The 26500-nt window shown below is 67.7% G+C and carries 25 protein-coding genes; 2 read left to right on the top strand and 23 right to left on the bottom strand.

The genetic code is table 11. The features are described 5' to 3' along the window. Positions 1-20 precede the first annotated feature (20 nt). Genes ING98_04285 through ING98_04260 form a run of 6 tightly spaced genes read right to left on the bottom strand, consistent with a single transcriptional unit; the run spans position 21 to position 8266 of the window. Positions 21-2669 carry an AAA family ATPase gene (locus ING98_04285; GenBank protein ID MCA3101069.1) on the bottom strand — a complete coding sequence of 883 codons (2649 nt, stop codon included), beginning with the start codon at positions 2667-2669 and terminating at the stop codon, positions 21-23. Then, a complete protein-coding gene (locus ING98_04280) occupies positions 2666-3802 on the bottom strand; it encodes a DNA repair exonuclease (GenBank protein ID MCA3101068.1) in 1137 nt (378 codons plus the stop codon). The genes ING98_04285 and ING98_04280 overlap by 4 nt, the downstream gene beginning before the upstream one ends. Before the next feature lie 4 nt (positions 3803-3806). After that, positions 3807-4790, bottom strand: a complete 984-nt coding sequence (locus tag ING98_04275) for a tripartite tricarboxylate transporter substrate binding protein (GenBank protein MCA3101067.1) — start codon at positions 4788-4790, stop codon at positions 3807-3809. Between the two features lie 43 nt (positions 4791-4833). Then, complete coding sequence (locus ING98_04270) at positions 4834-6225, bottom strand: M20 family metallopeptidase (GenBank protein MCA3101066.1); 1392 nt, start codon at positions 6223-6225, stop codon at positions 4834-4836. Between the two features lie 55 nt (positions 6226-6280). Next, complete coding sequence (locus ING98_04265; protein MCA3101065.1) at positions 6281-7270, bottom strand: tripartite tricarboxylate transporter substrate binding protein; 990 nt, start codon at positions 7268-7270, stop codon at positions 6281-6283. 39 nt (positions 7271-7309) lie between these two features. Then, complete coding sequence (locus tag ING98_04260; GenBank protein MCA3101064.1) at positions 7310-8266, bottom strand: LysR family transcriptional regulator; 957 nt, start codon at positions 8264-8266, stop codon at positions 7310-7312. A gap of 137 nt (positions 8267-8403) precedes the next feature. On the opposite strand from ING98_04260, the gene ING98_04255 reads away from it, so the two are divergent. After that, entirely contained in the window at positions 8404-9378 is a 975-nt protein-coding gene (locus ING98_04255; protein ID MCA3101063.1) for a tripartite tricarboxylate transporter substrate binding protein, read from the top strand. Positions 9379-9420: 42 nt separating this feature from the next. Then, a complete protein-coding gene (locus ING98_04250) occupies positions 9421-10233 on the top strand; it encodes a hypothetical protein (GenBank protein ID MCA3101062.1) in 813 nt (270 codons plus the stop codon). Between the two features lie 40 nt (positions 10234-10273). Here the strand turns inward: ING98_04250 and ING98_04245 are convergent, their stop codons facing one another. The 17 genes from ING98_04245 to ING98_04165 form a co-directional block, all read right to left on the bottom strand. Further along, a complete protein-coding gene (locus ING98_04245) occupies positions 10274-10486 on the bottom strand; it encodes a hypothetical protein (protein ID MCA3101061.1) in 213 nt (70 codons plus the stop codon). Continuing rightward, the gene (locus ING98_04240; GenBank protein MCA3101060.1) at positions 10476-10742 is read right to left on the bottom strand and encodes an AbrB/MazE/SpoVT family DNA-binding domain-containing protein; all 267 of its coding nucleotides are present in this window, start codon (positions 10740-10742) and stop codon (positions 10476-10478) included. The genes ING98_04245 and ING98_04240 overlap by 11 nt, the downstream gene beginning before the upstream one ends. A gap of 123 nt (positions 10743-10865) precedes the next feature. Then, a complete protein-coding gene (locus tag ING98_04235) occupies positions 10866-11849 on the bottom strand; it encodes a tripartite tricarboxylate transporter substrate binding protein (protein ID MCA3101059.1) in 984 nt (327 codons plus the stop codon). 51 nt (positions 11850-11900) lie between these two features. Further along, positions 11901-12551, bottom strand: coding sequence for a class I SAM-dependent methyltransferase (locus tag ING98_04230; protein MCA3101058.1), 651 nt, complete (start codon positions 12549-12551; stop codon positions 11901-11903). A gap of 19 nt (positions 12552-12570) precedes the next feature. Continuing rightward, positions 12571-13746, bottom strand: coding sequence for an acyl-CoA/acyl-ACP dehydrogenase (locus ING98_04225; GenBank protein MCA3101057.1), 1176 nt, complete (start codon positions 13744-13746; stop codon positions 12571-12573). An 82-nt stretch (positions 13747-13828) separates the two neighbouring features. Continuing rightward, a complete protein-coding gene (locus ING98_04220; protein ID MCA3101056.1) occupies positions 13829-14686 on the bottom strand; it encodes an alpha/beta hydrolase in 858 nt (285 codons plus the stop codon). Between the two features lie 53 nt (positions 14687-14739). After that, a complete protein-coding gene (locus ING98_04215) occupies positions 14740-15216 on the bottom strand; it encodes a cupin domain-containing protein (GenBank protein MCA3101055.1) in 477 nt (158 codons plus the stop codon). 34 nt (positions 15217-15250) lie between these two features. Beyond that, positions 15251-16219 carry a tripartite tricarboxylate transporter substrate binding protein gene (locus ING98_04210; protein MCA3101054.1) on the bottom strand — a complete coding sequence of 323 codons (969 nt, stop codon included), beginning with the start codon at positions 16217-16219 and terminating at the stop codon, positions 15251-15253. A gap of 145 nt (positions 16220-16364) precedes the next feature. After that, a complete protein-coding gene (locus tag ING98_04205) occupies positions 16365-17735 on the bottom strand; it encodes an MmgE/PrpD family protein (protein MCA3101053.1) in 1371 nt (456 codons plus the stop codon). Positions 17736-17752: 17 nt separating this feature from the next. Next, the gene (locus ING98_04200; GenBank protein ID MCA3101052.1) at positions 17753-19150 is read right to left on the bottom strand and encodes an MmgE/PrpD family protein; all 1398 of its coding nucleotides are present in this window, start codon (positions 19148-19150) and stop codon (positions 17753-17755) included. A 12-nt stretch (positions 19151-19162) separates the two neighbouring features. Continuing rightward, complete coding sequence (locus ING98_04195) at positions 19163-20533, bottom strand: MmgE/PrpD family protein (GenBank protein ID MCA3101051.1); 1371 nt, start codon at positions 20531-20533, stop codon at positions 19163-19165. Next, complete coding sequence (locus ING98_04190) at positions 20533-21561, bottom strand: tripartite tricarboxylate transporter substrate binding protein (GenBank protein MCA3101050.1); 1029 nt, start codon at positions 21559-21561, stop codon at positions 20533-20535. Before ING98_04190 ends, ING98_04195 begins: the two co-directional genes overlap by 1 nt. Positions 21562-21582: 21 nt before the next feature. Further along, a complete protein-coding gene (locus tag ING98_04185) occupies positions 21583-22551 on the bottom strand; it encodes a LysR family transcriptional regulator (GenBank protein ID MCA3101049.1) in 969 nt (322 codons plus the stop codon). A gap of 43 nt (positions 22552-22594) precedes the next feature. Further along, positions 22595-23950 carry a hypothetical protein gene (locus tag ING98_04180; protein MCA3101048.1) on the bottom strand — a complete coding sequence of 452 codons (1356 nt, stop codon included), beginning with the start codon at positions 23948-23950 and terminating at the stop codon, positions 22595-22597. 21 nt (positions 23951-23971) lie between these two features. Beyond that, positions 23972-24292, bottom strand: coding sequence for a hypothetical protein (locus ING98_04175; protein MCA3101047.1), 321 nt, complete (start codon positions 24290-24292; stop codon positions 23972-23974). Between the two features lie 134 nt (positions 24293-24426). Beyond that, positions 24427-25452, bottom strand: coding sequence for a tripartite tricarboxylate transporter substrate binding protein (locus ING98_04170; GenBank protein ID MCA3101046.1), 1026 nt, complete (start codon positions 25450-25452; stop codon positions 24427-24429). Between the two features lie 2 nt (positions 25453-25454). Beyond that, positions 25455-26429 (bottom strand): tripartite tricarboxylate transporter substrate binding protein, encoded by a 975-nt coding sequence (locus ING98_04165; GenBank protein MCA3101045.1) that lies wholly within the window; start codon positions 26427-26429, stop codon positions 25455-25457. Between the last annotated feature and the right edge of the window lie 71 nt (positions 26430-26500).

Below are 26500 nucleotides of genomic sequence, written 5' to 3'. Positions count from 1 at the left end.
CGCCGCCGCCCATGAGAGCGCTACCCGCGCGCGATCGTGCGCGCCACCACGCCCATGTCGCGCCACGCCGCCGGATGGCAGGTGAACAGCAGCACCTGGTGGCGCTGCGCCGCGTCGAACAGCACGCGCTTCATCCGGTCGAGCCGCTCACTATCGCTGTGTACCAGGGCATCGTCGAGGATCACCAGCGTCGGGCGGCCAGCCTCCTGCAGCAGGTCGGCATAGGCGAGCCGGGTCAGTACGCCCATCTGCTCGCGCGCACCGTGGCTGAGTTCAGAAACTGCGCCAGACTCGTCGCCCTGCGTCGCCGGACGGGTGAGCAGGCCGGGCAGCAGGTCGTCGCCGACCTCCAGCGCGGCCTTCGGAAACAGCAGGCGGATGTAGTGGTCGATGCGCGCCTGCAGCGGCGCGCGCAGCTGGCGCATGCGCTCGCGGCGGCTCGCCTCGAGCCGTTCGAGCAGCAGGTGCAGCGCCCTGGCACGCAGGTCGAGCTCGCGCTGGCGGCGCAGTGCGGCCTCGAGGCGCACGGCCAGCGCGGCGCGGGCTTCCTCGAAGCCCTGTGCGCCGGCCTCCTCCAGCATGCCGTTGAGCCGCGTGATGTCGCGATCGCGCTCCTGGTGCGCACGCTCGGCGAGCTCCGCGCTGCGCCGGAAGCGCTCCACCGACTGCCGCAGTATGTCGGGCTGCGTGCCCGCGACCGCGTCCGCCTTCGACGCGATCGACGCGAGCAGTGCCTGGCGCTCGGCCCGGACGGCCAGCAGTTGCCGGCCCGCATCCTGCTCCCGCGACTGCCGGTCGGCGGCGCCGAGACTGACCTGCAGCCGGGCGTGCTCCCGAATCGCCGCGGCATGCTGTTCATGCGCGACCAGGCGCGCCTGCGTCGCCTCGGCCAGCTGTGTACCGATCGTCGCGGCCTGGTCGCGCGCAGCCTGGTGCCGGGTATCGGCCTCGGCGAGCGAGGCTGTCGTACCCGGGTCGCCAGCCGCCCGTTCGTCCGCCGGAAGTGCCGCCATCTGCTGCTGCAACACCTCGATCCGGGCGAGCAGCCCGACCCGGTCGGCCTTCAGCGCATCGATGCCCTTCGGCGCCAGGCTCGCCAGCGTCCGCGACGCCTGGGCGCCGTCCTGCAGCGCCTGCCGGTGCCCGGACAGGCGGGCTTCGGCGTCCGCGACGGTCGCCACGCCACAGCGCTGCAGCAGCGCATCGCAGGCCGCGCGGGCATCGGCCTCGTCCCGCGCGAGTGCGCCCAGCGTGTCGCCGCCAGGTACAACCTCGAGATGTCCTCCAGGTATTTCGATAGATGTCGCCGAAGTGAGCAGACGCTCACCTTCGCCCTGCAGCGGTTCGCCGGCGAGTGTTACCTGTGCGCCGTCGACGAGCCGGAAGCGGATCCGGGTCGCCACGACCTGCTGCCGGATGCGCAAGGCCTCGAGTTCCGCGGCCAGGCCGCGCAGCCGGTCGACGTCCGCCGGCTCGATGGCGGTGGCCGCCGCCTGCTGGCGCAACTGTTCGATGCGCACCTGCTCAGCGACGGCGCGCTGCAGCAGCGTGTCCAGTTCCCGCACGCGCGTGTCGGCGTCGGCCGCACGCTCGGCCAGGTCGCGGCGCAGGTCATCGTGGCGCGCCTGCTCGAGCGCGGCTGCAGTCAGGCCGCAGGCGGCTTCGGCCTGGGCGTGTTCGCCGGCACGGCGCGCCTCGATCGCGGTGGCCGCCTCCAGGCGCTGCGCCGCCTCGGCCAGTCCGGCTTCGCGCTGCGCCAGTGCGCGCCGGTCCTCGTCGTAGCCGGCCAGTTGCAGCTCGGCCATCTGCAGCCGCTCCTCGACCGGCTGCAGCGACGCCCTGTCCGCGTCGAGCTGCCGCGCGAGGGCCTCGCTTGCGGCGAGCGCCTGCTCCGCCGCCTGCTGCTGCAAGCGCAGCGCATCCCAGGGCCGCGCCACCTGCTCCAGTGCGTGCTCCGCCTTGAGCGCCGCGAGCTGGTCTACCTGCCGGCGGTAGGCCTCGATCCGCGCATCCTGCTCGGCGAGCTGTGCCTGCAGCTCGTCGCACTCATCGAGCGCACGCTTCAGTTCGCCGCGCGGCTTGTCGTCCTTCGGAGTAAGCAGCAGGTCGCGCTCGGCGCGTACCTTCGCGATCAACGCGTCGCCCTGGGTGCTCGCGACTTCGCCGACCGACACGTCCAGTGCCTTGCGCAGGTGGTCGGCCGCGTTCTCGACCGAGGACTTGATGAGGTGTCCCTGCCCCTGCTCGATCCAGAGCAGCCCGGGGATACCCCAGTGCTCGGGACGGCTGGCACCCTTGCCGGCGAAGCTGAAACCGAGCAGCTCGGCGAGATACTGCTCCGCATCCTCGCCATCGAGCGTGCGGGCCCCGTACTTCAGCTCGCAACGCTTGCGCTGCAGAAATGACTTGCGCAGATGGAAGGCGGTGTCGCCCACCGTGAAGTCGAGCTCGATGGTCGGTGTCGCAGTGGCCTCGCCCCACGGCCGAAGGTCTTCGACCGTGGATGACCGATGCCGCTCGAAGAAGGCGGCGCGGATCGCCCGCACCAGCGTGCTCTTGCCCGCCTCGTTCTCGCCGACGAACAGGTTCAGCCCCGGCTCGATGCCATCGAGCTCGAACGGCGCGCGGAACTGGCGCAGCTGCTCGACCTTCAGCCGCTGCAGCCTCATGCCGGCGCCACCGCATCGCGGCCTTCGAGCAGGAAGGTGGCGAGGAGCCCGAGGGCATGGCCGGCGACGGCTGCCGCCTCGGGATCGGCGCCACCGGATTGCGCGTCGCGCAGCTCGGCGATCAGGTCGCCGAGGTAGCCGTCCGCATCCAGCGCGGCAATGTCCTCGGCGGTCGGCACCAGCCGCAGCGGCGCGAGATCAGATTGCAGATGGCGCATGGCGGCCTCGGCCAGCCCGATCGCCTCGCGCAGCCGGACCAGCCCCGGCAGGTCGACCTGTCCCGTCACCTGCAGCGAAAGGACGTCGGCCGCCTGTGCCGCGGCGAGCGTCCTGGCCAGCTGCTCCACGTCGCTCGCCACCGACAGGCTGGCCTCCAGCGTGCGCCAGCGGTAGCGGCCGGTCGCGATGCGCGTCACCACCGGCAGCGTCCCGGGCGCCTCTATCTCCACCCGCAGCACATGGCCGGGATCGTTGTCGCGGAAGCGGTCCGGCTCGGGCGTGCCGCTGTACCAGGTGCGCTCGTCCATCTGCCGGCAACCATGCCAGTCGCCGAGCGCCAGGTAGTCGAGCCGCGACCGGCGCGCCCGATCGGCGCCGATCGGATTCGGCGAATCGATGTCCTCGGCCAGCTGGCCCTGCACGCAGCCGTGCGCCAGGCCGATGCGCAGCAGGCCCGGCGGCGTCGTTGCGGTGTCGAACCACTCGGTGAGGTCGTTGTAGGTATGGCGCTGGGTCAGCGGTGCCGCGAGCGCCACGAAGCCGAGCGCCGCGAAGTCGAGCACGCCCGGTTCTAGGGCCAGGTGGACGTTGGGCGGTACCGCACCGATGCGCCGCGCGCAGGTCCAGACGCTCTCGGCGAGCGCGGCATCGTGGTTGCCGGGAATCATCAGCCAGGGACCCACGAAGCCGGCGAGCTGCGCGAACAGCCGGCGGATCGTGCGCTCGGAGACTGCCTGCGCATCGAACACGTCGCCGGCCACCAGCACGGCGTCGACCGCATGCTCGGTGGCCAGCCGGGCGATCGTCGCGACCGCCTCGAGCCGCGCCTCGGCCAGCGGCACGCCATCGTCCGGCGGGAACTGGCTGTACTGGCGGCCGATCTGCCAGTCGGCAGTGTGCAGGAAGCGTGGCATCGGGCTACTCCGGCGTGATGCCGACGGCCTTCACGAGCTTCGCGTACTTCGCGATCTCGGCGCGCAGGTACTGCGCGAACTCGGCGGGCCGCGCCGTGGTGAACGGCACGATGCCCAGCACGTGCAGCCGCTCCTTCACGTCCGGCAGCGACAGCGTACGGGCGATCTCGACGTTGAGCATGTCGACGATGGGCGCAGGCGTGCCGGCCGGTGCGATGAACGAGTACCAGTTGTCGATCGCGAAGCCGGGCACGCCGGATTCGCCGATCGTCGGCAGGTCGGGAAACAGGTCGGAGCGCACGGCCGAGGTGTTGGCGAGGGTGCGTACCTTGCCGCTCTTCATGTGGCTCGCCGCGGTGGACACGGTGGCGAAGATCAGCTGCAGGTTGCCACCGACCAGGTCGGTCATCGCCGGGCCGCCACCCTTGTATGGCACGTGCTGCATCCGCACCCCGGCCATCATCGAGAACAGTTCACCGGCAAGATGGTCGGCGCGGCCCGCGCCCGAGGAGCCGTAGTTGAGCTTGCCCGGGTTGGCGCGCGCAAATGCGATGAGGTCCTTCACCGACTGCACCGGCACCGACGGATGCACCACCAGCACGTTGAGCGCCGACACCGCGCGCAGGATCGGCGCGAAATCCTTCAGCGGATCGTAGGGCAGCTTCGCGTAGAGGCTCGGGTTCACCGCGAGCGGACCTACCCCGCCCTGCGAGATCGTATAGCCGTCCGGGTTGGACCGCGCGAGCATCTCCAGGCCGACGATGCCGCCCGCCCCGGAACGGTTGTCGACGATCACCTGCTGGCCGAAGCGCTCGGACAGCTTCGCCGCGACCAGCCGGGAGGTGATGTCCGCGCCGCCACCCGGTGCCACCGGCACGATCATGCGGATGGGCTTCGCCGGCCAGGCCTGGCCGAAAGCCGGGGACGCGAGGGCCGGTATCGCGAGCAGCGCGGTGCACATCAAGGAAGGGGGCAGAGGGTGGTACATCGGCGATGCATCCTTGGGGACGTTCACTGGGCGGCGGCCGGCATCAAGGGCGAGCAGCGTCCTTCTCGCCCAGGTCCCAGAACAGCCCGGTCATCAGCTGCAGTCCTTCGCGCAGGACCGGCGCGAGCACATGCTCGTCCGGCGCGTGCTGCGAGCAGCCGGCATAGGAGTGCGGCACCCACAACGTCGGCAGGCCCAGCACGTGCGCGAAGCAGTCGTTCGGCAGCGAGCCGCCGATGTTCGGCAGGATCGCCGGGCGCTCGCCGATGGTGCGCTCCATCGACTCGGCGGCCCACTGCACCCACGGATCCTTCGGATCCATGCGCGTAGCCTCCATGAAGCTCGAGCGCGCCGGGCTCACCCGGACCATCGGGAATCCCGCGGCATCGAGGTGGCTGCGCAGGATCGGCACGAAGGTCCTGGGATCGCAGCCGGCCACGAAGCGCACCTGGCAGGTGGCCGTCGCACGGCCGGGGATCGCGTTGACCGGGTTGTCCGGGTTGCCGGTTCGGCAGGCGAGGATCTCGAAGGTGTTCCAGGCGTAGAGCTTCTCCGCGGTGGTCAGGCCCGGCTCGCCCCAGCCTTCGTCGATCGTCGGCTCGCCTGGCTCGGGCCGCGGTGCGCAGTCGACCAGGACTTCGCGGATGCTGTCCGGGATACCGTCTGGCAGCAACCCCGGCACCAGCACCTTGCCATCGCGCGTCACGATGCTCGCCAGCGCATGCGCCAGCACGATGCCCGGGTTGGCCAGCAGCCCGCCCCAGTTGCCCGAGTGGTGCGCGCCCTCGCGCAGGTCGATCGCAAAGTCGATGTTCATCACACCCCGCGAACCGAGGTAGAGCGTCGGCCTGTGCGCCGACAGCCTGGGTCCGTCGGAGGCGATCAGCACGTCGGCGCGCAGCCGGTCGCGATGCCGGTCGCAGAACTCGCGCAGGCCGGGCGAGCCCATCTCCTCGCCGGTCTCGAGCATGAAGCGCGCATTGAAGCCGAGCCGGCCGCGCTCGGCGATCACCATCGCGAGCGCGGCCATGTTGATCGAGTGCTGCGCCTTGTTGTCCGCGGAACCGCGCCCGTACCAGCGCTCGCCCTCCTGCTTCAGCACCCAGGGGGACAGTCCGTCGCGCCATTGCCCCTCCAGGCCGCGGATCACGTCACCATGGCCGTAGCAGAGCATGGTCGGCAGCGATTCACCCTCGATGCGCTCGGCGAGCAGGATCGGCCCGGCACTTTCCACCGGGTTCGGCAGGATGTCGACACGGAAGCCCATCGCCTCGAAGGCACCGGTCATCTCGTCGCGCAGGTAGGCATCGAGGTGGGGACGGCTCTCTGGCACCTGGCTCTCGGTGCGGATTGCGACACGGCGCGCGAGGTCCTCGATGAAGCGGCCTTCATCGAAGTGGCGCGTGGCGCGCGAGACGGCGGATTCACGGGTCATGCTGGGGCTCCGGGATGCGTTCCATCGCTACGGTACAGCCTTTGCCGCAATCGCGTCAGCGCAGCTGGAGGTCGACCTTGCCACGCAGCGCGACGAACTGCGCGACCTGCGCGCGCAGGAAGGCGTCGAACGCCTGCGGCGTGCCCTTCACCAGTTCGGCGCCCTCCTCGGCGAGCGCCTCGCGCACCACGGGCTCGTCCGCGGCCGCGTTGATCGCCGCGTTGAGCCGTTCGATCGCAGCCCGGGGCGTACCGCGCGGTGCGACCATGCCGTACCAGGATGCGATCTCGTAGCCCGGCACGCCGGATTCCGCGAAGGTCGGCACGCCAGGCAATGCGGGTGAGCGCTTCGCAGTGCTCACCGCCAGCGCCCGCAGCCGGCCGTTGGCGATCTGCGGCTTCACCGACAGCGGGCCGAGCATCGCCATCTGGACCTCCCCGGACAACAGCGCCGCGATCGACGGGGCCGCGCCCTTGAAGTTCACGTTGACCATGTCGACCTTCGCCATCAGCTTGAGCATCTCGAGCCCGACGTGCGAGATGCTGCCGATGCCGCTGCTGGCATAGTTGAGCTTGCCCGGGTTCGCTCGCAGCCGGGCAAGCAGTTCCGGCAGCGTGGAGACGTTCAGCGTCGGGCTCACCACCAGGATGAACGGCAGCTTCGCGAACAGCGCGACCGGATCGAACGACTTCACCGGATCGTAGGGAAGGTTGCGCTCGAACGCGGCACTGATCGCATGCGAGCCGGACACCCAGAGCACCGTGTAACCGTCGGCCGGGGCCTGCGCGGCCAGTGCCGTACCCAGCACGCCGCCACCGCCGGGGCGGTTGTCGACCACCACCGGCTGGCGCAGCGACGCGGCCAGCGACTTCGCCAGCAGCCGCGCGGAGAAGTCGCCGCCGCCGCCGGGGGAGACCGGGGCGATCAGGCGGAGCGGGCGGTCGGGCCAGGTAGCGGGGCTCAAAGTCTGCGTCTGCGCCTGCGCCTGAAAGAAGGCGGCACAGGGCAGCGTCAGCAGTACGGCAAGGGATCTGGACAGGGACATCGCAGTTTGCTTCGACACGACAAACTCGGTCGCTGGAGTCTATGTCCTCGCGCCGGCAGGGTCCATCGGCGCCTCGATGCATCCTTTTGCAGCCAGCGCCACTGCACTGCGCAGCCACCGGTGTCCGGCGTCGCGATGGCTGCGTTCATGCCAGTACGCCGCGTACCGTACCCGCGGCAATGGCAATGGCACATCAAGCACCTGCACAGGATGCTGCTGCCTGAAGCGTGCCGCAAGCGCCTGGGGCAGCGTGGCGATCATGTCGGTGCCGACGACCATCAGCGGTATGGTCAACACATTCTGCACGAGGAACATCGGCCGCGAGCCGCCACCGGCCTTCTCGATCGCCCCGTCAATCACCTGGCCTGCCGTCGTTCGCCCGCCGCCGAGCAACCGGATATGTGGCAGCGCAAGGTACTGCGCCAGCGACAGCGCGCCGTGCACGGTCGGATGATCGCGATCGGCAATGCAGACGATGCGGTCCTGAAACAGCGGCGTCGAGCGTAGCGAGGGTGGCGGCTTCAGGATCCAGGCGATGCGCAGGTCGACCTCGCCCCGCTCGAGCCACATCGGACCCCGATCGCGGTCGGGGGTGCGCACCTCCACGCTGATGCCCGGTGCATTTTCACGCAGGTGCTTGAACAATAGTGGCAGCAGCAGGTGCTCTGCATACTCGGGTGCGGTCAGCACGAAACGTCGCTGCGAAAGCGCGGGATCGAACAGCCCCTGCGGCGAAACGAGGCGGTCGTAGTCTGCCAGCAGGCCATCGACGACGCCGATGATCTGGCTGGCGCGTTCCGTCGGCACCATACCCTTGCTCGATCGCAGGAGCAGCGGGTCGTCGAACATCACGCGCAGTCGTTGCAGCGCGTGGCTCATCGCCGGCTGGCTCAAGCCCAGTCGCTCGGCCGCACGCGAAACGCTGCGTTCCGTCATCAGGATGCGGAAGACGCGGAGCAGACGCAATTCGCTGCGATCCATCGCCTGCATGTTCATTCTTTCAAATGAATAGTGGGTATCGAGTGCAGTGCATGGCGGACCTGCCATGACGAAGTCTAGACTTCTCCTGCGTCCACTGCCTCGCGGCCAGCAGAGCCAACGACGAAGGCGGGGAGCACCCAAGGAGGCTTACGATGACCCGACGTCGATTGTTGTCCGGCGCGGGGCTGGTCCTTGCCTGCCTGCTGGCCCTCCCGGCCTGGGCTCAAGGATGGCCCGTACGACCCGTCCGCATCATCGTCCCTTTCGCACCTGGCGGAGGCGTGGACACCGTGGCGCGCCTGCTCGCACAGAAGCTCGGCGAGCAGACGGGTGTTCCATTCATCGTCGACAACCGCCCGGGAGGCGGTGGAGTCGCGGGCACCACCCTCGTCGCCAAGACCGCGGGCGACGGCTACACCCTGCTCGTCTCGGCGCCGGAGTTCTCGATCAACCCCGGAATGCGAGCGAAGCTGCCGTACGATCCCATCAAGGATTTCACCTTCGTGTCGCAGCTGACCGAAGGACAGTTCATGCTGGCGGCGCACCCGTCGGTGCCCGTGAAGACCGTCGGACAGTTGATTACGCTGGCGAAACAGCACCCGGGAAAGCTCAACTACGGGTCCTCCGGGACGGGCGGAATAAACCACCTGGCCGGCGCTTTGTTCCAGTCCATGGCGGGCATCCGCTGGACACACGTGCCGTTCAAGGGCGCAGGCCCGTCCACCGCTGCGCTGCTCGGCGGCGAGATCGAATTCGTGATCGCAAGTACCACGGGCTTGCTGGAGCCCGTCCGAGCCGGCCGATTGCGCGGCATTGCGCTGACTGGCTTGGGCCGGTTCAGTGAACTGCCCGATGTACCGACGATCGCCGAGTCGGGCGTACCCGGCTACAACGTGTCCGGCTGGTACGGACTGTACGGCCCCGCCGGCGTACCGGTCGAGATCGTGCAGCGGCTGCATGCGGAATCGCGCCGTGCATTGACCCAGACCGACACCGCCTCGCGCCTGGTGAGGACAGGCAATACGCCCGTCGTCAGCGCGCCCGAGGAATTCGCAGCGTTCATCCGCACCGAGATCGACAAATGGATCCGGGTGATCAAGGCCGAAGGCATCGCCCAGGCCGAGTGACAGGTCGTTAGAAGAATCCCGACGCACGAAAGGAGCTGGAAGATGAGGCTGGTTGCCATACCACCGTACCGGAACCCCGCGGTCGAATGGGGATGGGTGTTGCGTTACCTCATCGAGGACTATCGCAGCACCGGCGCATTGCAGGGTGTCGAGGTCGACGTGGACGAAGGCTACATGGTCGACAGCGCCTCCGAGACGCGCGACGAAGAAGTCCTGGCGGTCATCAATGTCGGCATCGTGAACCGCGTCAAGCATTACGGGCTCAGCGGCAAGTACGACGGCATCGTCCTTACGGGCGGGATCGATCCGGGTTTCATCGCGGCGCGCGTGGTGATGCAGGACAAGGTGGCCGTGACCGGAGCGATCCACGCGGCGCTGCATGTGGCCTCGCTGATCGGCGAACGAACGAGCGAGATCCACACCGTGCCGTCTTCCTCGCTGATCGTGCGCCACCTCGCCCGGAAGTACGGCTTCGGCGACAAGCTGGTCAGCGTGCGCATCCCTATGCACACGTCGACGGAGTCCTACCTGCTGCTCGCGAAGTACAAGGAGAACTGGGCTGGACGTCTGCAGGATCCCGGCCTGATGAAGATCATGGACGACCTCGCAGCCGAATGCATCGCGGCGGTCGACGAGAACCGCGCCGATTCGGTCATCCTGTCGTGCGAACACCTGCAGGCGATGGCCGACGGCATCCGCCAGCGGCTCGATGACAAGGGATACGGCGAAATCCCGATCATCCGCACGCTGCCCGCCGGCATCGAGATGGCGCTCGCGATGGCCAACATGAAACTGCTGCAGACCGCACGCGCCTATCCAGGCCACAACCTGAAGCTGGCGCCAAGGTTCTGCTGACCAAGTCCATGCCCCGCTGGGCTGGCTCACAGCCGCTGGTTCACCTGCCAGCCCAGTCCTCCACCTGCAGTCCCTGGATCCGGCGAAATTCGCCGACATTGCTGGTGACCAGCGTCGCCTCCTCCGCGAGAGAATGACTCGCGATCCACAGGTCGTTGCCACCGATGAGCCTCCCATCGGCCTTCAGGCGCGCGGCTTGTTCCTGATGAAATAGATCAGCGTGTCCGTATGCAGCATGTAATTCAAGGCGCATCACGCTCCTGGACCGGCACCTGTTCCTTGCGATCCGCAGACACGAGCGCGGTGAACTCTGCCGTCATGTCGTCATCGAACGCCCCGAGCGCATCCAGCAGCGCCTGGCCACGATCTTCCGCCAGCGGCTTCAGGACGAGGTCGCCTTCACCATTGCGACTGATCTCGACACGGGTCGCATCAAGGCGGAACTCCTGCGGAATCCGTACCGCCTGACCGTTCCCGTTGCGGAACACCCTGCTGACCACTGCACCCATGAATCGCTCCTTGGTGTGCACACCTATGCGTGCATGGTACGTACATCCGTCAGCTGCAGCCATCGCAAGTAGCGTGGCAAGCGACCCGATTTCAGGGCCATCTGCGGGCAAGGTAGTGATCGGTCACTCCATCGGCACATTCGCCTGCCGAGCCACCGCCGCCCAGCGCTCGATCTCGGCGCGGTTGTAGCGGCCGTATTCGTCCGGCGAGTTACCGACCGGCTCGGCACCCTGCCCGTCCAGTTGCTTGCGCACGGTCGGGTCGGAGAGCACCTTGCGCACCGATGCGTTGATGCGATCGATGATCGGCCGCGGCGTGCCGGCGGGCGCGAACATGCCGAAACCGCTGGATACGAAGAAGTCCTTGTAGCCGGCCTCGATCATGGTCGGCACGTCGGACGCGGCCGATGTCCGTTTCATGCCAGCCTGGGCCAGCATTCGCAACCGGCCCGCCCTGACGTGCTCGATCAACGCCGGCATGCTCGAGAAGATCATGTGTACATGGCCACCGACGACATCCGCGGTGGCCGGGCCGACCCCCTTGTAGGGGACCTGGACAAGGTTGAGCTTCTCGGCGGCAGCGAGCATCTCGACCGCCAGGTGGGAGGAGGTGCCGGCGCCCGGCGTCGCATACGTGAGCTCACCCGGGCGCTTGCGGGCGAACGCGATCAGCCCGCGCACGTCCTTCACCGGCACCGACGGGTGCACCGCGAGGGCGTTCGGCACGTCGGCCACGAGCGTCACCGGCGCGAAGTCCTTCACCGAGTCGTAGGGCAGGCTCTTGCGAACCGCCGGGTTGATCACGTGCGCGCTGGAAACCATCAGCAGCGTATAGCCGTCCGGTGGTGCCTTCGCACCGATCGCAGTGCCCAGGGTGCTGCCGGCGCCACCGCGGTTCTCGATGATCACCGGCTGGCCGAGGTCCTGGGCCATGCCCGGTGCGATCGCTCGCGCGATGATGTCGGTGTTGCCGCCGGGCGCGAACGGCACGACCATGCGGATCGGTTTCGCCGGATAGTCCTGGGCGATTGCAGGCAGGCATGCGGCGGCAAGTACGATGGCAGCGGCTGGCACCACGGCAGCCGTTGAACGGTGCGGTCCTGGCATGACGCTCCTCCTCGGTGTGGGCCGCCCGGTCTGTGCCGGGTCGGTCGGGCATTACTGTACTCCAGGCCGAGGCGCGTGGATCGGCCCGCCGATGCGCAGTTCGAGCAGCAGCATGTACCAGCGCGTCCCGGCACGCGCCATCGCGTCGTCGCTGTCCCAGCGGCCGACCTGCTGGAACCCGATGCGCTCGAACAGCAGCTGGAGGTACTCCGGTGCGTACGACTTGAACAGCCGCCCATCGGCGCCGCGTTCGCCTCCAGCCACGTCGCCGCGCGACAGCGGCAGCGACAGCAGCAGCCGGCCATGCGGGCGCAACAGGTTGCGCAGCGCGAATGCCGCGTCGAACAGGTCTGCCTCGGGCAGGTGCATCATCACCGCGCTGCACAGGATGCCGTCGAACTGCCCGCCGAACGGCTGGCCGAGGGCTGGCAAAGCAACGTCGGCAAGGCGGCCAGCCAGTTGCGGATGGGCGGCTCGTGCGGCCTCTGCCATCGCGTCCACCGGTTCGGTCCCCCAGGCGTCGTAGCCGAGCGCGAGCAGTTCGGCGAGGTCTCGACCGGAACCCGCGCCCACGTCCAGCACGCGCCCGCCTTCCGGGAACGCGAGCCTGAAATAGCGGGCGACCGGGCTCGCCACCGCCTCATAGCGGCCGGCGACGTCGCTGGCGTTCAGCCGGTAGTAGCGTGCGGTATCGGGATCCACCGGGCCGGGCGGGCCGCCGTCAGACCTTCGACCCCAGCACCCGTCGGCCGATCGCGCTGCGATGTACTTCCGAAGGCCCTTCGTAGATGCGCATCACGCGCACCTGCTGGTGCATCAGCTGCAGCGGCAGTTCCTTCGTCATGCCCATCGCGCCGAGTGTCTGCATCGCGTTGTCCAGCACCGTCTGCGCCATTTCGGTCGCACGCACCTTCAGGATGGATGCCTCGCTGCGCACGTCGATACCCGCACCGAGCTTCACCGCGAGGTCGTTGACCATCAGCCGGCAGGCGTGGATTTCCATCGCGGCATCGGCCGCGAACCACTGGATCGCCTGCCGGTCGGCCAGGCGTACGCCCCAGGTCACGCGCTGGCGGGCATGCTCGCCCATCATCTCCAGCGCGCGGCGTGCCATGCCGACGCAGCGCGCACCCATCTGCATGCGGCGCACGTTCAGCCGCAACTGCATCGGGGCGTATCCCCGGTCGAGTTCGCCGAGCAGGTTGCCTGCCGGGATGCGGCAATCGTCGAACACCAGCTCGTAGGTCCTGCGGCCACCGATCATCGGGATCTCGCGCTCGATGATGTAGCCCTTCGTGCCCTTCTCGACGATGAACGCCGAGATGCCGTCCTGGCGCCTGCCCTCGCCGGTGCGCGCCATCAGGATGATGAAGTCGGCGCGCGGGATGCCCGACACCCAGATCTTGCGGCCGTTGATCACCCACTGGTCGCCCTCGCGTACTGCACGCGTGATCATGCCCGCCGGATCGCCGCCGGCGCCCGGCTCGGAGATCGCGACCGCAGATCTCAGCTCGCCCTTCGCGTAGGGCGCGAGGTATTTCTCGCGCTGCATCGGCGAGGCGACCGCCAGCATCATGTGCAGGTTGGGGCTGTCGGGCGGGATCAGGAACGGCACGCAGGCACGGCCCATCTCTTCCTCCGCAGCTGCCAGCGACAGCAGCGGCAGGTTGGCGCCGCCGAACTCCTCCGGCACGTCGAGCCCCCACAGGCCGAGCTCGCGACAGCGCGCATGCAGCGTCTTTTCCTCGTCCTCGGTCAGCCGGTAGCCCTCGCCCTGCGCCTCCCGCTTCAGGACGGCCGGTTCGAGCGGGATCAGGTCGTGGTCGACGAACTTCGCGACCAGGTCCTGCAGCATGCGGGTTTCGTCGGACGAGGGAGAGGCGGGTGCGTGGTCCATGGGGCGATCGCGGTCGTGTGCGGATTTCGAGTATAGGCGAGCGCCCCGGCAGCGCGTCCGAGGCGATCCTCGCCCCGGCGTGTCAGGACCGTCCGGTCGCCTTGGCCATCAGCGCCAGGAACAGTTCGGCGATGCGGGGTTCCCTGCTGCGCCACTCGGCCGGGTTCCAGTCGTTCAGCAGGTTGTCGTCCGGATGCTTCTCGACCACGTCGTCGTGGAACACCGCGTTGGGCAGCAGGCTGGCGGCCTTGCGCGCGGTCACCGGCGTATGCACCTTGTCGTTGCCGGCGATCAGGCAGACCGGCATCTTCAGGTTGCGCAGCTGTTCCTCGGTCGCACCGACGATCGGCAGCGTGGCCGCGGCCAGGAAGTTGTCGCGCCAGAGGTCCATCACGCGGATGAACTCGGCCGGGTCCATCGCCATCAGGCGCTCACGGTTCGAGGCTCGTGCAGCAATGCACGCCTTGAAGTGCTCCGACTCGCAGACCGCAGCCATGCCGCCAGCCTTGGCCATCTCGGCAAACTGCTCATAGTACTGGCGCGCAAGCTTCTGCACCGCATGCTGGCCGCCGGTCAGGCGCCATAGCAGCAACCCGCTGACCGCTTCCGGGTGACGCAGGGCGAACAGGATCGCCAGCCGCGCACCGGCCGAGGAACCGCCGACGAACAGCGGCAGTGCGCCGAGCTGGCCAGCCAGCGCATGCAGGTCGTCGGCCCAGATCTCGTGCTCCGAACCGATGCCCTCGATGCCGACCTCGGAGGCTCCGCAGTTGCGGCGGTCGTGCAGCAGCAGCCGGTAGCCGTCCTTCGCCAGCTGTTTCGACAGCGGGATCAGTTCATGGTACGAGCGACGGCTGCCCGGGGTCAGCGCAATCCACGGACCTTCGCTGCCGATGACTTCGTAGTTGAGGATGACGCCGCGGACAAGGGCCTCGGGCATTCGTGTTTCTCCGGTTTGTGACTGGGATGCGATGCAGGGTGCGGCGTGTGCGGTCAGCCGTGCGCCTCGAGCGGCTTGCCGCCCACGGTGACTGGCTTCGCCGACACCAGCACGAAGGCGATCATGCACGGCTCGGTACCGCGGTTCACCCAGTTGTGGATCGTACCGCGCTGGATCAGCACGTCGCCGGCGTTCAGCGTCACCGTCTGCCCGTCGAGTTCCATGTCGATCGACCCGGACATCACCACCGCGTAGTCGACCGAGTCGGTGCGATGCCGGCGCGGCACGACGCCCGGCTCGTAGCGCACGATGCGGAACACGGTGCCGTTGTCGAGCGTGGTGTCCATCGGACGCAGGCTGCCGTCCTCGTCGTCGTCGTTGTCGACCGGGAAGGTGTCGGTCGACCAGACCACGGCAGCCTCGATGCCCTGTCGCCGCGACAGCACGTTCTTCGCGATCTCGTCGATGCAAACCACTGCCTTGCCCTGTGCATCATGGCCGGTGACGACCCGGCGTACCTTCATCTTCATGCGCTCCCCCCTCCCTGGTCATGGACACTGCGGGTCACTGCGGCTCGATCTTCGCCGCCTTCACCAGCTCGGCGTACTTCCGGATCTGGTCTGCCAGTTCCACCCTGAATTCGGCCGGTGTGTTGCCCACCGGATCGAGCATCATCTTCGCATAGCGCTCGCGCACGTCCGCGACGCCAAGCGCCTTCTGCACTTCCGAGTACAGCCGGTTCACGATCACGGCCGGCGTGCGCGCCGGCGCGAACAGCCCGTACCAGCCGCCGTCGAGCACTACGCCCTCGATGCCCGCTTCGGCCATCACCGGCACCTCCGGCAGCTCGGACCAGCGCTTCGGGCCGGCAAAGCCGATCGGACGCAACTTGCCCGAGCGGATGTGCGGCATCGACAGCGGCGGCGTCACGAACATCATCTGGATATGACCGCCGATCAGGTCGGCGATCGCAGGCCCTGCACCCTTGTACGGCGCATGCGTGACGCTGATGCCGGCGCGCGTGGTGAACATCTCGGTCGCCAGGTGCAGCGCGTTGCCGAAGCCGGGCGTGCCGTAGGTGAGCTGCCTGCCGGGGGTCTTCGCCAGCGCCACCAGTTCCTTCACCGTCTTCACCGGCAACGCCGGGTTAACCACCAGGATGTAGCCCGGGCCTGTGACCACGGCGGTCACTGGCTCCAGGTCCTTCTGCACGTCGAACGGCATCTTGCGATACAGGCTGGGATTGATCGCGATGGATGTCGAGACCATCAGCAGGGTGTAGCCATCGGGGTCTGCCCTGGCCACCGCCTCGGTACCCGGCAGGCCGTTGGCGCCCGGACGGTTCTCGACCAGCACCGGCTGTCCCATCTGCACCTGCAGTTGCTGGGCGAGGATGCGCGCCGCCGCGTCCGGTGCACCAGCGGCAAAGGGGACGATCATGCGGATCGGTTTCGACGGATACGACTGTGCCGATGCTGGCGCGGACCCGTACAGCCCGAAGCATGCACAGGCGAGCAAGACGACAGGCTTCATCATTCGAGCGGTCTCCTCCTCGACGTTCCGATCCCCGCCGCTTCAGAGTACGGTCGGGGTCGAACCACAGGGCGGGAGCGATCCTGCCGCCCGAACGAAGACTAGCACGCGCGATGCCGCCGGTCGGCAGGCACGAAACGTCGCCTCAGCGCGCGCGGGCCACGGTCAGGCGCATCAGTTGCCCGACGTCGGGGCACTTTTCGATCGCCGCCACGGTATCGGCGATCCTGGCCGCACGGACGCGCCCGACGACCGGCACCGAAAGGCTTTCGAACTTCGCACGCAGTTCGTCATCGGACATCGGGTTCTGGACCGAACCCTTCGGAAAGTCGACCTGCGATACGTAAGCCTCGCCGGACGCCATCGTCATCGTCGTATGGCAGGACACACCGCGCGGCAGCTTCGGATCGGTTTCGATGCGCGTCAGCCCCATCAGGCGGCGCACCGCCGCGTTGGCCAGTTTGCGATCGGTGTACTGATCCAGCAGCGCGTTGCCTTCCAGCAGTGCGATCGCGATGGAGTACGGCAAGCTGACCTGCGCCTCGTGGTACGTACGCGGCGCGGGGTTGCGGTGGTACTCGGACCAGTCCGGATGCCGCCGGACCACGATGCTGCGGATCTTCGCCAGCGCCGGTGCATGCGCACGCCGGATCTCGAGCGCGCAATCGATCGCGTTGTGGATCGGCCGCGCACAGGAATACGGCTTGAATTCGATCTCCAGCGCGTAGGGGCGACCGAGGCCACTGACCAGGGTCGCGGCCTCGTCCCGGCCCGCGAACGCATGCAGGAAACCCCGTTCGCCTTCGAAGATGGTGTCGGCGCCGGTGAAGCCGAGCTTCGCCATCGACGCGGCGACCACGCCATTGCGTGCGGCCGGGCCTGGATTGAACCGTTTCTGCATCGACGGGCCGTACATCTCCATCAGCCCTGACGCCTGTGCACCCGCGAGGCCGAAGGCGGAAGTCAACTGGTCGGCGGTGAGCTTCATCAGTTTGCCGGCAGCGACGGTCGCGCCGAACACGCCGCAGGTGGGCGTGGTGTGGAACGCGCGGTTGCGCAGATCGTTGTTGGCGGCGGTGGACACCCGCTCCATCACCTCGCAACCGGCCGCCAGCGCGGCGATCAGCGCCTTGCCGTTCGCGCCGACCGACTCGGCTACCGCGAGCGCGGGCGAGAACACCGGCGGACTGAAGTGGAACAGTGCCAGCACGTCGATATCGTCGAGCTCGATGCTGTGGCAGGAGATCGCGTTGGCGAAGCTCGCCGCGGCCACCGGCACCCGGGTGCGCCCGCCGATCAGCGTCGCCTCTGGCCCCTTGCCCTGCAGCCCGGCGTAGGTACGCGCGATCACGCCGCTCTCCGTCTGGCTGCCTGCGATCGCGACACCCAGGTAATCGAGAAGCAGGCGCTTCATCGCCTGCCGTCCGGCCTCGGGTACGTCGTTCCAGGAAAGCCTGCCGTGATGCTCGGCAAGCTGGCGGGCAAGGGTGCGCTGCACGGGTTTCTTCTTCTGCATGGGATCTATCGTCCGGTTCAGTGGGTGGGTGCGGCAAGCAGTGCGATCAGTTCGTCGGTCGAATCGAGCCGTTCCAGCCTGCGCACGAGTTCGAGGATGCGCTCCATGCGTGCCTCGGGGATGCACGAGCGGACGACATGCCGGTACTTGTATTCGATGTCCTCGGGTTTGAGCGGGGCTTCGGGACTGCCACGGCGATGCAGGATCATCTTCTCGATCACCCTGCCGTCGCGCGTCGTCACCCTGATGCGCGCCGCGTGCCGGAACGGAGCGCCCATCGCCTCGATCTCCGGATCGACGGTGGCCGACACCCGGGAGATGAAGTCGAGCAGCCTGGGATCCTCGAGCCGATCCTCGCGGTACTGCTCGGTGAACGCCATGCCATCGACCGCGATCACGGCCAGTCCGTAGTACAGGTTCATCTGTGCGGCCGTCACGCCCTGCGCCTTGTACTCCCAGGCACAGTGCACGTGCGTCATCGGGCTCAGTCCTGCGTCCACGTGCAGTACGTCGTCCGCATGCAGCGATTGCTCCTTCAGGATGTCGGCCAGGCCGTCCAGCGCCGTGTGGATGCTCGTGACGCTGGCATGCGGCTTGTATCCGACCGCCAGGGTCTCCCACTTCGAGCCCAGGCCGTCGGTCAGCCGCGCTGGCGCGGGCTTGTCCGAATACGAGCTCAGGTAGCCGCCATAACCCGCCTCAAGGACGTCCGTGATCCCGGTGAAGTCGTCGGCAGCGAGCGTGGCTGCATAGATGCCGCTCTGCGCAGCGCGGCCACTGTGGAAGCGCTTGACCATCGCCCCTTCCTGGGCGGCCATCAGCCCTCCGGCCTGGGAGCCGACGATGCCCAGCGCATGCTGGAACCGATGTGCATCCAGGTTCATCGCACGCGCCGCCGTTGCGGCCGCGACGAACGCGCCGGAGGTGCCCTGCGGATGGAACCCGCGGAAGAACAGGCTCATCGTCGCTGCACTGCCCACCCGATGCCCGACCTCGTAGCCTGCCACCATCGCGGTGATCACCGACCGTCCCGAGCCACCACCCTGCTTCTCCGCGAACGACAGGGCGATCGGCGTGGCGATGGAACCCGCATGCACGATCGATTCCTTGTGGATATCGTCGAGTTCGAAGGCATGACCCGACGTTCCGTTGACCAGCGCCGCCAGCGACAGCGAGGTGCGCTCGCCGGTTCCATACACCGACGCGACTGGCGTGCCACCCTCGGCACGCGCGAGCGCCAACACCTTGCGCGTCCATGGCAGCGTGGATCCGAACAGAAAACATCCGATGCTGTCGAGCACGCTCGACTTGATGCGCTCGACCGCCTCGCCAGGGATCGATTCATAGGTCAGCCCGGCGGCGAACGCAGCGAGGTCGCGCGTGGCACCCGGCAGCAGGGAAGCTTCATTCGACATGGCAGTCCTCCATCATTGTCCGCACATCAGCCGGGTGAGGCGGTTCACATCGGCGATCGATTCCACCGTCCAGAGTGCCTCGAGCGCGCGGTCGCAGCCCTCGCCACCCAGCCGGTCACCGGCCAGCTGCCTGAACTTGCGCACGAGCTCGTCATCGGACATCGGCGCCTTCCAGTGGCCCTTCGGATAGCGTATCTCGACCGACAGGGCTTCGCCCCCGTCCATGTGCAGCGTCACTCGGCCGGGTGCACCTTCCGGGTACTGGCTGGAGAGTACGGGATCTTCGGCGACCTTGACCTTGCGCATCAGCGCGCAGATGACCGGATCGGCAAGCCGGCGTTCGTCGAACGACGAGGCATCGAGTTGCCCGTCGAGCAGGGCGACGGCCACGCAGTAGGGCAGGCTGTGGTCGGCCGTCTCGCGGGTCGTGGGTGCCCAGCGCGAGGCATCCGCGCCCATCATGAAGACAGCCGTACCGTAGGCGTCGACCTCGATCGATACGATCCGCGCGAGATCGACCCGGGACCTGAGTTCGATCGCAGCCAGCACCGCCGACTGTCCGTGGTAGCAGACCGGCAGGCTCTTGGTATGGGTCTGGCCGATCATCGGCGCGTCCGGCAGCGTCCAGTCGAAGCCGCCGAGGACTTCGCGCAGCCCGCCCGAGCCGTCGAATGCCGCAGCCGGTCCGGTAAAGCCCTCCCGCGCAAGCAGCGCCGCGAAAACCGCATTGCGCGACGCGTTCGCGCCGGCGCACCCCTTCCAGCTGGAGAGGTCTCCCCTGCGCGACTGCGCGAGCGCCATGTTCGGGACGAGCGCGAGCGCAATCGCATGCCCTGTCTGGTCCGGCGTGAGATCGAGCAGGCGAGCGCAGCCTGCGACGGTGCCGAGGATGCTGTAGACCGGCTGGTCCCAGCCCTTCGCGTTCAGGTCTACTGTCCGGCAGAAGCTGCAGTAGAGGTCATAAGCCAGCGATATCGCCGCCACCAGTGACTTGCCGTCGGCCTTCACGATCTCGGCCACCGCGACCAGACCGGATGTCATGTCGCTCGGATGGCCGCGGCTCAGTCCAAGGTAGGTATCGCTCACATCCAGCGCACGCGTCATCACGCCATTTGCGAACGCCGCAAGTTCCGGCGTCGTCACACGATCGCTGCCCCAGATACGCGCCACGTCATCGCCACGGTAGCGGCTCGCGAACGACCGCGCCATGCCGCTTACCGGCTCGTCCCAGGCACCCAGCGCGCTGGCGAAGGTATCGACCAGCCGGCGCCTCACCTCATGGACCACGACCGGCGACAGCGATCCATACCGTGCGCGGTCGGCGTACGCGATCAACTGCTCGATGGTCGCGTCCCACCCTGCTCGACCCTGGCTGCCTGCCATCAGTACTCCGGCGTGATCTTCGCGGTGGAAATGACCGTGCCCCAGCGCACGATGTCCGCACGGATCGCGGCCGCGAACTCGGACGGGGTGCTGCCGACAAGTACCGTCCCGCTGGGTTCGAACCGTGCCTTGACTTCAGGCCGCGCGAGCGCTGCACGAGTGGCGGCATTCAGGCGTTCGATGATGGCGGCAGGCGTCCTCGCAGGCGCGAGGAAGCCGTACCAGAGGTCGGACTCGAACTTCTCCAGTCCCGCAGTCTCGGACACGGCAGGCAGGTTCGGTACTGCAGGGTTGCGCCGGGAGGTGCTGACAGCGATCGCGCGCAGCTTGCCCTGTTCCACGAACGGCATGGCGGCGAGGATGGCGACGAACATGAACTGCACCTGCCCTCCGGTCAGCGCACCCAGCGCGGGATTGCTTCCCTTGTACGGAATGTGCGTGATGTCGATGCCGGCGAAGGTCTTGAGCATCTCGCCGGCAAGGTGGGCGCCACCACCTGAACCGGAGGACGCGTAGTTGAGCGTCCCGGGCTTCGCACGCGCGAGCGTGATCAGCTCGGCGACGTTCTTCGCCGGCACCGCGGGATGCAGCACCAGCGCGAACGGCTGCGACGCGACCAGGCTGATCGGCGCGAAGTCCTTCACCGGATCATAGGTCACCACCTTCTTGAACAGCTGCGGGTTGATCGCGATCGTCGCATTGGTCGTCATCAACAGCGTATGGCCGTCCGCCGGGGCTCGGGCGACGATCTCGGTGCCGATGTTGCCGTTGCCGCCGGTCCGGTTGTCGACGATGAAGCTTTCCTTCAACTCACGCGTGAGTTCCGCGGCCAGGGTTCGCGCCATCAGGTCCCCGCCGCCGCCTGCAGCGAACGGATACACGATGCGAACCGGCTTGGACGGATAGGCCGCGTCCTGTGCAGCCGCCTGATGCCCAAGCAGGACGAGCGATGCGGCGCACAGCGTGACCGCCAGCGTCCGGCGTTCGGCCTGGGGCGCCGGCTGCTTGCCGCTTCCGATCTGCTTCATGATTCCTCCTCCTTTGTTGCGTCAACCTCTGGACGATCTTGCAGGGTTCTTCGCAGCCGTGCGGGCGCTCTTCCCGCCGAAGGCCTGCATCGTCACCTCGGGCGTGAGCTCCGGTGCGAGCAGGTTGATGAAATGGGTGATGTACTTCCGAAGGAAGGTGTTCCGGCGGAACGAGACATAGGTCGAGCTCGACTCGAAGAGGTGGCTGACGTCGCGCGCACGCACGTTGCCGTCATGCTGGGGATCGACCGCCACGGTCGCGAGGATGGCGATGCCCATCCCCATCTCGACATAGGTCTTGCAGACATCGGCATCCACCGCGCCGAAGGTGACGTTCGGCTCGATGCCCTCGCGGCGGAAGGCCTCCATCACCTTCCACCGACCGCTGCGCGCGCGGTCGTGCGCGATGATCGGGTAGCGTGCGATGGCCTCGAGCGTCAGCGGCCGGCAGCGCAGGATCGGATGGCCGCGCCTGGCGACCAGGCTGCGGGCGATCGGAAAGCACGGCAGCATGACCAGCCCGGGGAACGGCCGCATCGCCTCGGTGCCGATTGCAATGTGCGCCTCGCCTGCCTCGACTGCCTCGCAGATCTGGGTCGGGTTGCCTTGCTGCAGGCCCAGGCGCACGTCGGGATAGCGTTCGATGAAGCGTCCGATCACCTTCGGCAGGACGTAGCGCGCATAGGTGTGGGTGGTCGCGATGGTGAGCACGCCGGACTCGACGTCCGTGAAGGCATCGCGCAGCGTCGCCAGGCTCTCGACGTCGTTGAGGATGCGCTGGGCGATCTGCAGCACGTGTTCGCCCGGTTCGGTCAGCCCCACCACCCGGTTGCGGTTGCGCTGGAAGATCGGGAACCCGATCTCGGCTTCGAGCCCCTGGATCTGCTTGCTGATGCCCGGCTGCGAGGTGTGCAGCGCCTCGGCAGCGGCCGAGATGTGGTTGCCGCACCGATGGACTTCGACCACGCACCTGATCTGGGACAGCTTCATCGTCGCACCGCCGTGGTTCGCCCGGTTCTCCCCTCGCCTGCCGTCAGCGTGCAGGCAAGTCCATCCTGCGGGTCACGGGATTGACGTAGCCACCCCAGAGCACCATCGCCCGGTTGCGATTCGGATCGCCGCAGACGACGATGTTGATGACCTCCGGCCCCGGCAGCACCCGCACGGGATCGTCGGGGCCGACGAGGTACTCCGGCGGATAGAGTCCCCGGTCGACCGCGTCGCGGATCGTGAACGCTTCGGAATGCCCGTACTTGAGCAGGAACTCGAGTTCGCGGAACGGCACCCGTGCGTGTTCATACAGATATTCCCGGATCGTCTGCTTCGAATAGCCGGCCTCGGCAAGCGACCGGGCGATCGGCGGTGCAATCATGATCATGATCATGTCGCGGAAGCCGTGCGGCCCACGCTCGGCAAGGCGCGCCAGGCAGGGCTTCTTGGTGAGCTCGATCGCGAGAAACTCCAGGGCGCTCTGCGCAGCGCTCTTGTCCGCCGTACCGTAGATGGCGGGCGGCCAGCCCCAGGTGACCGTGGCGCAGGCGGTCACGGTGCTGTCCCCGGGCTGGAACCCGTGTTCGACGTGGTAAGGCTCCCATGGCGACTCCGCCTCGTTCTCGGCGATCGTGAAATTCATCGGGTAGCCGAAGGTACCCATGTAGTTGCGGCCCAACTGGTACCCGGAGAGATTGCGGATGATCAGCCCGAGCGCACGGCCGATCGCCGGGTTCGATCCCTTCGAGATCATCTGGCCGCCGTTCTCCAGCCCCAGCGACTGCACGGCGGGCCCGTTCACCAGGAGGTAGGGCAGCACCCCCCAGGTGCTGCCGATGTTGCTGAGGTTGTACGTGTTGTCCGCCAGCGCCTCGACCGCCGCGATGAGCAGCGGCATCGCATCCGGCCGGCATCCGGCCATCACGCCATTGGCGGCGATGTTCCAGGGAGTCGCCTGCAGGTTCGCCTGCGGCAGCACGGCGATCGGCTCGTGCGGCGCACGATCGGTATGCGCCAGGAACGCGTTGACGCGGTCGAGGGTAGGCGGGACGATCGGCAGTTCATCGGTCCACAGGCGGCTGCGGAAGTGCGCGTTGACCTCGTCGAAGTCGCCCTCGAACACGATGGCGTCGCCGCGCGGGCCGGCCACGGCGCTCGCGCCGGCGACGGAGGCCGCCGGCTCGGTGAGCAGCTTGACGATCCGGCCGAACAGCACGTCCTCGACGTTGCGAACGACCCTCTCGTCCTCATGCACGCCGACAGCGCCCGGGTACTCCCCGATCCGCAGGTCGGCGAGCCCTTCCGCCTTCGCTACCGCACGCGCGATCGCGGTGAATCCGGTGGTGGTGATGACGACACTCGGGATGCCGAGCTTTTCCGCTTCGATGGCCGGCCTCACCGAGGCCGGTGTGCAGGTCCCTCAACCACCGTTGCCGGTGATCAGGGCGTCCGCCCCCCGTTCCTTCGCCAGCGCGGCGACCTGCTTCGCAACCTGCTTCTGCGTGGCCGGGTCGCCACCGACGTAGACGATCGGCAGCTCGTCGTAGGGGATCACCTTGACGCCGGGATACCTGTCCGTGAACAGGCGGCGATAGGTGCGGAACATCAGCTCGCCCTTGAAGTGGTTGTTGTACACCTCGCAGATGACCTTGCCCTCGAGCGTATCGAGGTGGGGGCTGATCCTGCCCGTCGAGGAAGGCGGCACACCTTGCGGGCTGATGACGGCGAATCGTTCGCTCATGACGCTTCCTCCTGGCTTGTCCTGCCCGGATCGGATCCGGGACGCATGGGCCACATTAGACTGCGGACTCGCACCCCCTGCCAGACTTTCGCGCTATGCCTGCATTCCTGGATGGAATACTGGACGGGCGGAGATCAATCCGACTTCAGGCCCGTCTGCGTAGCGATGCGGCTCCACTTGACCACCTCCGCGGCTACCAGCGCCCCCCACCGCTCGGGCGTGTTCGGTCCGTTCACCGGGTCGAATCCGGCGTCGATCATCTGCTTGCGCATCGCCGGATCCTGCAGGATCGCCACCACGTCGCGGTTGATCCGTTCGATGATCGCGCGCGGCGTCGGGCGAGGCGCGTACAGGCCGCTCCACTGCAGCGTCTGGAAGCCCGGGATGCCCGCCTCGGCGATCGTCGGGAAGTCGGGCATCGACGGCGAGCGCTGGCTGTCACCGATACCCAGAAGGCGAAGCTTTCCGGCCCGCACATGGGGCAGCGGCGCAGCCGCGCCACTCATCGCAATGTCGACCTGCCCGCCCAGCAGATCGGTCAGCATCGGGGCGGACCCGCGATAGGGAACGTAGATGATGTTCGTACCCGTCATCGTCTTCAGCAGTTCCATCGGCAGCGTGTTCGCGTTCGAGCTGGAGCCGTAGGTGAGCTTGCCCGGGTTCGCCTTCGCATGCTCGATCAGTTCGAGCAGGTTGCGGATCGGCAGGCGCATGCTGGCCACCAGCAGCACCTGCTGGTTCGCCGTCTGGACGATCGGCGCGAGGTCGCGCGCCGAGTCGTACGGCAGTTTCTTCTTGAACGCCACGTTGTAGGCCTGACTCGTGCCGTCGATCAGCAGCGTGTAGCCGTCGCCGGCGGCTTTCGCGACGATGTCCGTGCCGATGCTGCCATCGGCGCCCGGACGATTGTCGATCAGTATCGGCACACCCAGCGTTTCCGACAGGCGCCGCGCAACCATGCGGCCGAGCAGGTCGGTGCCACCGCCCGGCGGATACGGCACGACGAGCCTGATCGGCTTGGCGGGCCATGCCTGCGCCGAGGCCGGCAGCGGTGCCAGGATGGACACGCCCAACGCCCCGAGCGCGAGCAGCGCAGCGGCGCATTTCGGGCCGAGGAGCCCGCGGATGAATCGGACGGCTACCCCGTCCTCGATAGCCATGATCATTGCCCACCTTTCAGTCCGGCATCGCGGATGAGCTTGCCCCACTTGTCGTGCTCCAGGCGTACCTTCGCAGCGAAATCAGCCGGGTTCATCACCATCGGATCGACGTTCTGCGTGGCATAGAACTCACGCACGTCGGGCATCGCCAGGACCTTCGAGACCAGCATGTTCAGCCGATCGGCCAGCTCGCGCGGCAGCGTACCCGGGCCGAAGATGCCGTGGAAGCCTGTGTATTCGTAATCGGCAATGCCAGCCTGGGCAATGGTCGGCAGTTCCGGCATCACGCTGGCTCGCTCCCGGCCAGTCGTCGCCAGCGCGCGCAGCTTGCCGGTCTTCACGTGCGGCTGCATCACGATCGCCGAAAAGATCATCATCTCGACGCGGCCCGCCAGCAGGTCGGACAGCATCGCGCTCGAATTCGCATACGGCACATGGATGGCCTGGATGCCGGCGCGAACCTTGAACAGTTCGGTCGCGAGGTGGAAACCGGTACCCTGGCCGGGCGAGCCGAAGCTGATCGCGCCGGGCTTCCGCTTCGCCAGCGCGACGAGGTCGCCGACCGACTTCACCGGCAGCGATGGATGGACGACCAGCAGCGCCGAGAACTGTCCCATCGGCACGATCGGCAGCAGGTCGCGCAGCACGTCGATCGGCATCTTCGCCTGGATGTGCGGGTTGGTCGTGATCGACGAGCCGGGTCCGCTGAACAGCGTGTGGCCATCGGGGGGGGCCTTGGCCACCATCTCCATCGCGATGTTTCCCGAGGCGCCGGGGCGATTGTCGACCAGCACCGGTTGACCGACGACCTCGGTGAGGCGTTGCGCCATGGGCCGCGCGAGCGAATCGCTGTTGCTGCCGGGCGAAAAGCCCACGATCAGGCGGATCGGCTTCGACGGGAATGCCGAAGGCTGGACCTGCGCCAACGCGCACGCCGGCAGTACGCAAGCCAGCGCAATGCAGCTCCGGAAATGCATCACGTCTCCTCCTTCGTCGGCGTCTGTGCGCCGTCGGCTGCCTTCTGCAACCAGGGGTTCAGGTTACCGCA

The sequence above is a fragment of the Rhodocyclaceae bacterium genome (assembly GCA_020248265.1).
Lineage (GTDB): Bacteria > Pseudomonadota > Gammaproteobacteria > Burkholderiales > CAIKXV01 > CAIKXV01.
The sequence above is the reverse complement of the archived record's forward strand: the minus strand, read 5'-3'. Positions and strand labels throughout refer to the sequence as shown.